This window comes from Brucella pecoris, from assembly GCF_006376675.1.
Lineage (GTDB): Bacteria > Pseudomonadota > Alphaproteobacteria > Rhizobiales > Rhizobiaceae > Brucella > Brucella pecoris.
On the sequence record NZ_VEWK01000012.1, the window covers coordinates 95,136 to 106,854 of the forward strand.

Genomic DNA, 11,719 nt, shown 5'->3' on the forward strand with positions numbered 1-11,719 from the left:
ATAACGGCTTGTGAACGGTAATCCGTTTCTTTCCGTCCGATACCGAATTGATTATTTCATCTCGCTGGATTTTGCGCTTTATCGGAGGGGTAAAGCTGAAAGTTCAGACTCTGGGAGGAGCAAGATGGCAAAACAAAACGAATTCGACAGCTGGCAGGCCCGGCGCACAGGCCCGCTGGCAGGCGTGACCGTTCTGGATATAACACGCGTTGTCGCAGGACCGTTTTGTTCGATGTTGATGGCAGACCTTGGTGCAACTGTAATCAAGGTAGAGCATCCTGATGAACCGGATTACGCACGCACATTCCCTCCATTCGTCGGAGAAGACGAAGAACAACTCAGTGCATTCTTCACGCAGTTTAACCGCAACAAACTTGGGATCACGGTCAACTTGAAGACCGATGAAGGCAAGGAGTTGCTGCGCAAACTGGTAGGGAAGGTTGATATTCTTGTCGAGAACTTCCGTCCAGGAACAATGGACAAGCTGGGTCTGGGTTATGAGACTTTAAAAACCATCAATCCCAAGCTCGTTTACACCGCAATCAGCGGATATGGACGAACCGGCCCCAATGCCTCAAGACCGGCATATGATAATACCGGTCAGGCTGTTGGTGGCTTGTGGTCGATGAATGGCTATGCGGACCGTCCACCGGTGCGCGTAGGGACGATCATAGGTGATCTTGCCGCGTCGCTTTACGCAGCCATTGGTGCAATCGCAGCACTAAGGGAAGCGGAACGTACGGGGCAGGGGCAGGTAGTCGATGTCTCACAACAGGATTCGGTTCTAACACTCACCGAAAATGCAGTGGTTCGTTATACTGCTCAAAAGGAAGTGGCTACACCGCTTGGCAATGACCATCCCTTTGTGCGCCCATACGGCCAATTCCGGTGCAAGGATGGATTTGTATTCTTTGGTGGTTACACAGACAAGTTCTGGGCAATTACCTGTGCCATGTTTGGGGAACCAGAGCGGGCGAGCGATCAAGCGATCAATACAATGGAAAAGCGGTTTGACCCGGTTGTTGCTGAAACGGTTGTCAAACCTCTGCTTGAAGGATGGTTCTCCAACTATACCAAGGCTGAACTTGAGGATATGGCGGGTGATAAAGTGCCGCTGAGTGCCATCAAGACAATCGCCGAAGTTGTTGAAGATCCGCATATCGCTGCACGAAACATGATTGTTAACGTGCCCGTCGCTGGAAAGTTGATCGGCATGTTCGGCTTGCCAATCAAGCTTTCAGGCAAGCAGGAAACGGACAACGAAAAGGCACCTGCACCGGGCGAACATAATGCTCTGGTTCTGGAAAAGCTGGTTGGTATTGGTGCAGAAGAACTGGATCGTCTTAAGACTGCGGGGGCAATCTGATGACAATTGATTACTGCAAAGATGGTGGTGTTGCCACCATCTGCATCAACCGCCCCAGTAAGCTGAATGCTTTAACGCTTGCCATGTACGACGATCTTGGCAAAGCCTTCGATGAAGCGGGTAAAGATGATGAAGTGCGCGTCATCGTGCTGACTGGTGTCGGCGACCGGGCCTTCTGTGTTGGTGCGGATCTGACCGAATCCATACCTGCCTTGGCGGAAGGTCGCTTCGATATTTCTGAATGGGACCCGGCACATCTGAAGGTCGAAGGATTTTTCAAACCTGTTGTCAGCGCCATCAAAGGTCTTTGTCTGGGCGGCGGTTTCGAAATTATGCTTGCAACCGATATCCGCATTGCAGCAGAGGACGCCGAATTTCAGTTGCCGGAAGCAGGTCACGGCTTTGTACCTGCAGGCGGGACACTTGTGCGGCTTGTTCGCCAGATAGGTTACGCACATGCAATGGAAATCATGCTGACAGCAAAGCGGTTTTCTGCTGCTGAAATGCACCGAGTTGGGGTGGTCAATCATCTCCTTAAGACGACCGATGTCAACGATGCGGCTCAGGAAACCGCCCGTCAGATCGCATCATTAAGCGCAACCGCCGTTCAAACGATCAAGGAAGCAGCGCTGACTTTACAACATCTGCCATTGCAAGATGCATTCCAGCGGGAAGCTGGTCTCGGACAACGCACATTTACGAGTGAAGATGCGCAGCGGGGCCTCGCGGCCTTTGCTAACAGAGGGGCGCAAAAGTGATGGCGATCTCTGAAACCTCTGATCGGAAAAAGCAAGTGTCCAGCAGATCGCTGCGCCATATTCCTCTCACGCAGGAGGCAATTGTGGTTTTGGTGTCGGTCGTACTGTTCGGCATTTTCGCAGTCACACTCGACGGGTTTCTTACCAGTGGCAACATTCTCAACTTTATCCGAAATGTTGCGATACTTGGTATGCTGAGCCTTGGGATGGCGGTTGTTGTGATCGGCCGCGGTGTTGATCTTTCGCTGGTCGCGGTTATGGCAGTCTCACTAACACTGTCTATTGTTATGGCAAACCAAGGCTACAGTTTTCCCTTCGCTCTGGCGATGGGACTCCTGTTTGTCATAGCGATAGCTGTGATTATGGGGTTTCTGATCGCTTATGTCGAAATGCCAGCCATATTTGCAACTCTGGCGATCTCGGCGATTGTTTATGGAATGGGGCGGGGCTTCATTGCGAAGCTCGACGTCAACAATCTTCCAGATAATCTGGATTGGTTTATTTTCCTTGGGCGCGGTAACTTCCTTGGTATCCCAATGCCAATCTGGATTTTTGGTGTAGCTGCGTTGTTGCTTGGGTTGTTTCTACGCAAGACCGGGTTGGGGAGGTTCATTTACGCGATCGGCGACAATATCTCCACCGCCCGGATCACCGGCATTCCGGTTCGACCAATGATCATTCTTCAATATGTCATTTCCGCGATAATGGCTTTTCTTGCTGGCTGTGTAACAGCCGCTTCTATCGCCAGCATGAATATGCGGATGGTCAATTCAACGCTGATTTATGACGTGCTTCTGGTGGTGATTCTTGGTGGCATAGGTCTTACCGGAGGACGCGGTGGTATTCGCAACGTTTTGGTTGGCACAATCCTTATCGGTCTTCTGCTCAATGGAATGACCATATTGGACATCTCATTTACCGTTCAAAACCTGGTCAAGAGCACGGTTTTGCTCTGTGCGCTAATCGTAGATGCGGTCATCAATCCGCGCGACGAACAGACATCGCAACAGGGAGATATCTGAACTTATCAACATTCTGACTGGGAGGAGATTATGTTGATTAAAAAATTGTTGCATGCCGGATTGGCTATCGGTCTGGCTCTATCTGGTTTGGGGCTATCGGCCGCCCAGGCACAAGAGGGGATGGCCGATACGTTGAGACAGCCCACTCTTGACGCGCTCAAAGGCAAAAAAGTTGTCTTTGTGCCTATGTCTATGAGTTTCGATCTGCCCGAAGGCTGGGCGGCAATCATGGGAAAAGAGGCGAGCCGGCTTGGTTATACTCTCGATATTCGCGATGCTAACTGGTCTACTGATACCGGAACCAGAGCACTAACGCAGGCGATTACCGAAAAGCCCGATCTTATCATCGTACAGAACTTTGACGTTGCGTCCTATGCACGAACGTTGAAGAAGGCCGTTGATGCGGGGATCAAGGTCATTCAGGTTAATATGAAATCCAGTTATCAGACGGATGCTTTCGTTGGAGCTGACTGGTATGGAATCGGAGAATATGCTGCTAACCGCATGATTGAAAAATGCGGTAAAGAGAGCGGTAAAAGCGGGAAGATCGCGTTGATCCAAGGGCCTGCGACCGCCGCAGCCAGCGTTTATCAGCTCAATGCGATTACCGAGACACTCAAGGACCGCGACGATATTAAGATAGTGTCCAGCCAGACTGGTGACTGGGATCAATCAAAGGCGCGTGGCATTGCGCAGACTGTCATTCAGCAGAACCCGGATCTCTGCGGAATTATAGGCTTCTGGGATGCGATGGATGCTGGCACCGGCGCTGCGATCAAAGAGTCTGGTAAAGACATCTATCTGATAACCTCTGGCGGCGGTAACAAGACTGCGTGTCAGGGAGTGGAAAACGGGACATTTAACGAAGTCATATCTTATGACGTCGAAGGGCAGGGACGTGATCTCAACAATGCGATCAAAGTTCTTCTGCAGTCCCCGGAACCAGCCGGTAAACTCCAGTTCGCCCTTTACACCCCCAACAAGATCGTCAGCAAAGAGACGATGTCGAATACCAGCTGTTGGGACCTCGATGTTCTGAGGAAATAAAGACCATCGGCCGACTGGAGTTGCTCCAGTCGAATTCAGACATTGCCGCATAAGATGAAGGTGCATCAGATGGAAGCGCTTGAGAGGCTCTATTTCCGTTATTTTCCTGAGAAAATGCTCGGAGAAGTGCTCACAAAAAGGTGGAGCGATAATGCTGTACCGGTGTTCACGACACTGCTGGTTATTGGCTTCTTCCTGTTCCAGAACCCGCAATTCTTCAACCTGTCGAGCCTGGTTGAAACATCAAGACAACTATCAGAGTTTTCGCTGGTTGTTGTTGCGATGGGGATTGTTCTGCTGGCTGGCGGACTTGATCTGTCAGTCGGCAGTGTCTTTGCGCTTGCAAACATCACCGCACTGATCTGTATGAATCTGCTGGGCTGGCCGGTATGGGCCGGTGTGATCGCAACGCTCGGAGTTGGAGTTCTGTGTGGAGCGATCAACGGATTCTTGATCGGTTATCTTCGTATTCGCGCATTTTTGACGACCCTGGTTACACTCATCATTATCCGTTCAATAGTCGATATTATTATACTACGCTATGCGGTTCAGATTTCTGCAGGCTTTCCGGAATCGGATTTGTGGTTTTTCCTCGGCGAAGGAAATGTATTTGGGGTTCCCTTTTCTTTCTTAGTGGCTGTTGCGGTTGTGATCCTCTGGCATGTTGTTCTGACAAGAGCTCGCGCGGGTTGGCATATTACAGCCGTTGGCGGGAGCCGCCGGTCCGCTTATAATGCCGGATTGAACGTGCGCTTCACCGTTTTCATGACCTATGTCTGGTCGGGTCTTCTGGTTTCCATAGCCGGTTTGTTTTTTGCCGCACGGCTGAATTCTGCTGGTTCAGATACCGGATTTGGTCTGGAAATTGCAGCTCTAACAGCAGCCGTTTTGGGCGGAAATTCGCTTGGTGGTGGTCGTGGTTCTGTTATGAAGTCGGTACTGGGCGCGGTCGTTGTGCTTATCCTTACCGATAGCATGGTTCGAGTTGGGATTTCTGGCGGGATCAGTTCAATGATCCTTGGCCTTGTCTTGCTCCTTGTTGTTGCAATCGATGTTCGCTGGCTCAAGAACCGGCACAAGATACTCAACAAGGTCTATGTTTCCCCGGCTTATTTCCGATTGGGTGCTCTGCCGGAAACGGATACTGACTCGGCCAGCCCTTATGCACTCAACGATAAGCTCAAGAGTGTCTCACTCATTGGCAAGGGTGAAATCGAAGGACCGGAAGACGTTATCTTCGACCGCGAAGACAATCTTTATTGTCCTAATCGCCATGGTGATATCATACGCTTTTTCGCACCCGATTATGTGCGATGGGAGGTCTTCGTACACATCGGAGGACACCCGCTCGGTATGGCCTTCGACGCGAATGATAATTTGAATGTTTGTATCGGCGGCATGGGGCTTTATCAGGTCTCACCTGACCGACAGGTTCGGAAGTTGACAGACGAAACTAACAGAACGGCGTTTTCTGTGATCGATGACTCGCGTCTTAAACTGGCCGACGATCTCGACATCGCACCGGATGGACGTATCTTCTTCTCGGAAGCAACAATTCGCTACGATATGCATGATTGGGCGACCGACGCGCTGGAAAGCCGTGGGAATGGTCGGCTCATCTGTTTCGACCCGCGCGATGGGTCGACGCGTACAATTCTGCGCAACCTTCAATTCCCCAATGGCGTCTGCATGGAAACTGGTGGGCAGTCCTTTCTTTTCGCCGAAACATGGGGTTGTCGCATCAACCGCTACTGGTTTGATGGTCCCAAGAAGGGAACTTGCGAACCCGTCATTCCAAATCTTCCCGGTTATCCCGACAATATCAATCGCTCCTCGGATGGTAATTTCTGGGTTGCTTTGGTTGGAATGCGGACACCTGCGCTCGATCTGATGTTACGAATGCCTGGTATGCGCAAACGAATGGCGAAGCGTGTCGCACAAGATGAATGGTTGTTCCCGAATATCAATACCGGCTGCGTCCTGAAGTTTACGTCTCAAGGCGAGATACTCGATACTTATTGGGATCTCGGCGGTGAAAACCACCCGATGGTAACCTCAATGCGGGAGCACAAAGGATATCTGTATCTTGGTGGGCTTTATAATGATCGTATTGGTCGCCTGAAACTGCCTCATGCAGATCCATCCTGGACTTCGCAATTGTCTTATTGGGGGAACACGCCATGAGCCGCTTTCTACGCAAAATGATGGATCGTGTTATGGGAGGGCGTGGAGAAAGCTCTATCACTGTACCCGTAATGGACGGCGCCTTGAAACCCAACAATTATCTTGATCGCATGGCGGCTCTGGCCGTGATCGACCAGCCTGACAATGTTGTAAGCTGTGGTTCTTTGGTCTTCTTTTCTTCCGGTTCCGACGTCTTCCGACTTGAGGCGGATAACGCATGCATCTTGTTGCAACGCGAGACAGCCGCGGTGAGTTTTCTTGCAATATCAGCCTCTGGCGCGCTGGCTATAGGATTGGAAAGCGGGGGGCTTCACATTTATGGCGGCCCGCACGATGGTAAGTCTATCGGGGTCAGCGGTGTCGATCGTATCAATGCTCCGATAGCTGCAGTCTTTCAGAGCGAAGACACAATACTGGTCTGTAATGGGTCGGCGCATTTTTCCCCTTCCGAGTGGCGTCATGATCTTCTGAGCCATGGCAATTCGGGAGCTGTTTTCAAAATAGATCTTGCCAAAGGTGAAACCAAAGCAATTGCCCGAGATCTCAGTTGGCCGGCCGGTATTTGCCTTGTAGATGATCTGACGGTGTTGGTTTCGGAGGCCTGGAAGCACCGTGTTTTGCGATTGGGTAATGGCACCAACACCCATTATGCAGCTCTTGATGATCTGCCAGCGTATCCGGGGCGTCTTATACGGTCATCGACGGGTGGTTATTGGCTCACTTTATTTGCTGTTCGCTCCCAGTTGCAGGAATTCGTTTTGCGAGAACCTCGGTTTCTCCGTGAAATGATGGAGACGATAGAACCGGCTTACTGGATAGCGCCATCGCTGGCGTCAGGTCGAAGCTTCAAAGAACCATTGCAGTCAGGTGGCGTTATTCGCCTTGGCATTCACAAACCATGGGCTCCTACGCGCTCTTATGGTCTCGTAACCCGGTTGGACCCAGAGTTTCAGCCTGTCTGGAGCGCCCATAGTCGGGCTGATGGCAAGCGACATGGTGTAACGTCTATTGCCGAGCACAATAGTGGTGTCCTCGTCACTGCGCGTGGCAATGATGAAGTTCTAGCCATTGCTCACACCGCGCTTGATGAACCGTTCGATCTTCACCTTTCTTCGGAGGCGGTCACATGAAGCCAGTGGTGGAACTCAAAAATGCAACGAAGGAATTTCGCGGAATTCCGGCATTCTCGGATGTGGATTTTCGGCTTGAGGCAGGAGAAATCCACGCGTTGCTCGGTGAAAATGGTGCTGGAAAATCGACGCTCACCAAGGTTATCGCAGGCGTACACACGCTTTCAAAGGGGCAGCTGACTGTCGATGGTAAGCCAGCGCGTTTTGCAACGCCTGCAGAAGGTTTGGCTCATGGTGTCGCCATGGTCTATCAGGAGAACAGCCTCGTTCCTTCCATGACTGTTGCGCAGAATATCTATCTGGGTAATGAGAGTTTTCTCAACCGTCTGCGTGGAATTTATATATCGGCGCAGCAATTTCTGCAGTCGCTTAATTTTCATGTTGATCCATCGGCGATTGTCGGTTCACTTGGTGCTGCACAAAAGCAGATGGTCGAAATCGCCCGGGCCGTTCATCATAAGGCAAAGGTCATCATTTTCGATGAGCCTACGGCAACGCTCACACCAGAGGAAAAAAGCTACTTCTTCAAGCTTATCAAAAAGCTGAAAGCAGATGGGGTTTCCATCATCTTCATAAGTCATGCGCTGGAGGAAGCCCTGACAATTGCCGATCGTATTACGATATTGCGTGACGGGAAGGTCGTTGCGTCTGATGTAGCTTCTGCATTCGACCGGGAAAAGGTGATCCAGTACATGGTTGGTCGCCAGCTCACAGGTGAGCTTTATGGAGATAAACATCGCGCCCCACGTAAGCGCGGGCACAAAATCGTTTCGGTTGAAAATCTCTCTATGGGGAAGATGGTGCGTAATACCTCTTTCTCTGTCTATGCCGGGCAGATAACCGGTCTGTTTGGTCTTGTCGGGTCGGGGCGTACCGAAACCCTCAAAGTGGTCTGCGGTGTGCTCAAACGTGATTTTTTCCATGGTGGCGAGATCAAAATTGACGGCCAATCGAAGCGTTATCGTGTGCCAGCACCGGCGGTGCGGGAAGGCATTGTCTATGTCACGGAAGAGCGAAAGGCCGAAGGGTTTTTCGAAACGATGAGTATTGCCGAGAATATCTATATGGGTGATGTGGGAGGAAAGGCATTTGGTGGGTTTAGCATTGTGTCGATGCGAGAGGCCCGTAATTTTGCAGAGATCTGGCGCAAACAGCTTAACATTCGTGCCATTGATCCGGATGCGAAGGTTATCGAGCTCTCCGGTGGTAATCAGCAGAAAGTGGTTATTGCCAAAGCTTTGGTACAGAAACCCCGGCTAGTTGTGTTTGATGAACCAACGCGTGGTGTCGATGTCGGGGCAATCGCGGAAATTCATGCCTTCATCAATCAACTAGCAGATGAAGGTATAGCGGTTTGTGTCATCTCTTCATATCTGCCAGAAATTCTTACGCTTTCCGACAGAATACTGATCGCCAGGCAGGGTAAGATCGTCGAGGAAATGGATCGCCGCGTCGCCACGGAAGAGGCCATCATGTATGCGGCGGTACACTGATGTCCGACATCACAATTGTTGAAGTCGGACCACGCGACGGTTTGCAGAACGAAAAGCGCATCGTTCCGACTATCGACAAGTTGCGTTTGATTGAGTTGCTGACCGATGCCGGTTTGTCACGCATTGAAGTAACTGCTTTTGTATCACCGCGTTGGGTGCCACAGATGGCCGATCATGAGACGGTGTTGCGCAATGTGCCACGGGCGAAGGGGGTGATACGTTCGGTGCTGGTGCCCAATGAAAAGGGCGCAGCCAATGCATTGGGTATTGGTGTTGAGGAAGTGGCGGTCTTTACCAGTGCGTCAGAAACATTCGCCCAACGGAATATAAACTGCTCCATAGCAGAAAGCATTGAGCGGTTTGTTCCGATTGCTGCGCTTGCGCACGAATACGGGGCAAGGTTGCGTGGCTATGTGTCTTGCACGACAGAGTGCCCTTTTGAAGGTCTCGTTGAGCCCCAAGCGACGACTCAGGTGGTGGCTGCACTGCGCACACTCGGCTGTGTGGAAATCGCTCTCGCCGACACGATTGGCTGCGCGTCACCTGATCAGGTCGATGCCATGCTTAAAAATGTTACCGCGCAGTTCTCATCTGAAGAGTTGGCATGCCATTTTCACGACACATCCGGTCAGGCGCTCAAGAACATCGACATAGCTCTTGATTACGGTATTCGTGCTTTTGACAGTGCTGCGGGTGGACTTGGTGGGTGCCCCTATGCGCCGGGTGCAGCAGGAAATCTCAAAACATCGTCTCTTGTGCGGCACTTGCAGGAGAAGGGATATTCGACCGGGCTATCCCTAGCCGCCCTTGAACGGGCAGAGGCATTTGCTCAAAGCCTACGCTCAGAGCTGTTTTGATTGCTGAAAATAATCTGCATTGGGAGGTGCATCAATATGGGAATATCTTTGAAGTTTCTAGGCAGCACACTGTGTCTGACCGCAATGCTTGCCTCGTCTGCAAGTGTCGCTCAGGAAAAGATAAGCGACGGTGTCGTGCGCATAGGCCTCATTGAAGATATGAGCGGCGTCTATGCTGATATCACTGGTATGGGGGCAATCACAGCCGCGCAAATGGCCGTAGACGAGTTTGGCGGAACCGTTCTTGGTATGCCGATTGAAATTGTGAGTGCGGATCATCAGAACAAGCCCGATATCGGCGGAGCTATTGCCCGAAAATGGCTCGATGAAGATAAAGTTGACGCAATCCTCGACGTCGCGTCCTCCTCTCCGGCGCTTGCGGCTCTTGAAGTTGCAAAACAGAAAAATAAATTGATTGTCTTGAGTTCCCCCGGATCACTGCGCATAACGAATGATCTTTGTGGTCCCTATGTCATGCATTGGGCCTATGACACATACGCAATTGCCCATACGACGGGGCAGGCCCTCGTCGATCAGGGCATGAATAGCTGGTACTTTGTTACGGCGGATTATGCATTTGGGCATGGTCTTGAAAAAGAGACAGGCGATGTCGTGAAAGCGCGTGGGGGCACGGTTCTGGGCAGTACCCGCTTGCCGGTTGGAACCAGCGATTTTGCATCAGTTCTACTGACGGCTCAGGGATCTGGCGCGAATGTCGTAGCACTCGCAAACGCTGGTGCCGATACGATCAACTCCGTGAAGCAGGCAGCGCAATTTGGCCTTACGCAAGCCGGGCAAAAGGTTGCAACCCTTGGCGGATTTATCAATGACGTTCACGGTCTCGGACTTGAAGAAGCGCAGGGTCTAACGATTGTGGAAGCCAGCTATTGGGACATGAATGATGAAACCCGAGCTTGGTCAAAGCGCTTTTTTGAACAGCGCAAAGCTATGCCAAACATGCTGCAAACAGGCGTCTATTCTTCTGTTTTACATTATCTGCGGGCGATCAAGGAAGCTGGTACTGATGATACAGAGCAGGTGGTTGCGAAAATGCGGGAGCTGCCGGTGAATGACGTTTTCTATAAAAACGGCCATGTCCGTGACGACGGTCGTATGATGCACGAAATGTATCTGTTTGAAGTCAAGACACCCACAGAATCCAAAGGCGAATGGGACTACTATAAGTTGTTGGCGACTATTCCACCTGAAAACGCCTTCCAACCTTTGGAAAAATCGGAATGCTCGCTTGTGAAGAAATAGCTCGCTTTACGGTGGTTAAGCATTTTTAACGGATTCGTTCGCCAGCCATGTTTGGCGAACGAACAAATACCGACTCCGGATTTGGGTATAGGTGAGGATCGCACACCGAAATCGACCGCTGTACCGTCAATGGGGATCATGATGAGGTACAAAACTATGCAAAATTCGGGATTGACTGCTCGAACAATCGCAGGAATCGTTGGTTGCATGCCCCCGCAACCAAACACTCCTGAAAATACTGGATGCTTTGTGCATACGCCATCCTGCTCGTAGCTGTACGGCTTGTGCAAGCTTCATGGACCAGCCCGTTCGACCTAAAATCGATTCACTGGATCGATTTTTTAACGGTCTCATCTCATCAGGCTCATAACCTGAAGGGTGAGGAGGACAAGGAAGTGATCCTGTGAATCAATTCCCCGACGAACGGTTCAAATCCTGCCACCGCAACCAAATCAACAAAAACCCCGTGGCAACCCCACGGGGTTTTTTGCATTTATGAATGAAATTCTGCCTGGGAAGCGACTTCGCGTATTGTATCATACGCAACCATTGGAGCTTTCTGATCCCTCGAATATGCTCAACGTAATCAAGACTTGGAGCGC

At 51.0% G+C, this 11,719-nt stretch carries 9 protein-coding genes; all 9 read left to right on the plus strand.

Annotated elements, in window-relative coordinates; translation table 11 throughout:
* Positions 1–10 precede the first annotated feature (10 nt).
* The gene (locus FIB18_RS19715) at positions 11–1,366 is read left to right on the plus strand and encodes a CaiB/BaiF CoA transferase family protein (RefSeq protein WP_235894931.1); all 1,356 of its coding nucleotides are present in this window, start codon (positions 11–13) and stop codon (positions 1,364–1,366) included.
* Positions 1,366–2,124: an enoyl-CoA hydratase/isomerase family protein gene (locus tag FIB18_RS19720; protein ID WP_140022314.1), complete on the plus strand. Its 759-nt coding sequence runs from the start codon at positions 1,366–1,368 to the stop codon at positions 2,122–2,124. The genes FIB18_RS19715 and FIB18_RS19720 overlap by 1 nt, the downstream gene beginning before the upstream one ends.
* The gene (locus tag FIB18_RS19725; RefSeq protein ID WP_140022315.1) at positions 2,124–3,146 is read left to right on the plus strand and encodes an ABC transporter permease; all 1,023 of its coding nucleotides are present in this window, start codon (positions 2,124–2,126) and stop codon (positions 3,144–3,146) included. The genes FIB18_RS19720 and FIB18_RS19725 overlap by 1 nt, the downstream gene beginning before the upstream one ends.
* A gap of 30 nt (positions 3,147–3,176) precedes the next feature.
* Positions 3,177–4,193 carry a sugar ABC transporter substrate-binding protein gene (locus tag FIB18_RS19730; RefSeq protein WP_140022316.1) on the plus strand — a complete coding sequence of 339 codons (1,017 nt, stop codon included), beginning with the start codon at positions 3,177–3,179 and terminating at the stop codon, positions 4,191–4,193.
* Positions 4,194–4,262: 69 nt separating this feature from the next.
* Positions 4,263–6,377: an ABC transporter permease gene (locus tag FIB18_RS19735; RefSeq protein WP_140022317.1), complete on the plus strand. Its 2,115-nt coding sequence runs from the start codon at positions 4,263–4,265 to the stop codon at positions 6,375–6,377.
* Positions 6,374–7,507: a strictosidine synthase gene (locus FIB18_RS19740; protein ID WP_140022318.1), complete on the plus strand. Its 1,134-nt coding sequence runs from the start codon at positions 6,374–6,376 to the stop codon at positions 7,505–7,507. The genes FIB18_RS19735 and FIB18_RS19740 overlap by 4 nt, the downstream gene beginning before the upstream one ends.
* On the plus strand, positions 7,504–9,000 hold the full coding sequence (locus FIB18_RS19745) for a sugar ABC transporter ATP-binding protein (RefSeq protein ID WP_140022319.1): 1,497 nt from the start codon (positions 7,504–7,506) through the stop codon (positions 8,998–9,000). Before FIB18_RS19740 ends, FIB18_RS19745 begins: the two co-directional genes overlap by 4 nt.
* On the plus strand, positions 9,000–9,857 hold the full coding sequence (locus FIB18_RS19750) for a hydroxymethylglutaryl-CoA lyase (protein ID WP_140022320.1): 858 nt from the start codon (positions 9,000–9,002) through the stop codon (positions 9,855–9,857). Before FIB18_RS19745 ends, FIB18_RS19750 begins: the two co-directional genes overlap by 1 nt.
* Positions 9,858–9,893: 36 nt before the next feature.
* A complete protein-coding gene (locus tag FIB18_RS19755; RefSeq protein ID WP_140022321.1) occupies positions 9,894–11,117 on the plus strand; it encodes an ABC transporter substrate-binding protein in 1,224 nt (407 codons plus the stop codon).
* Positions 11,118–11,719 lie beyond the last annotated feature (602 nt).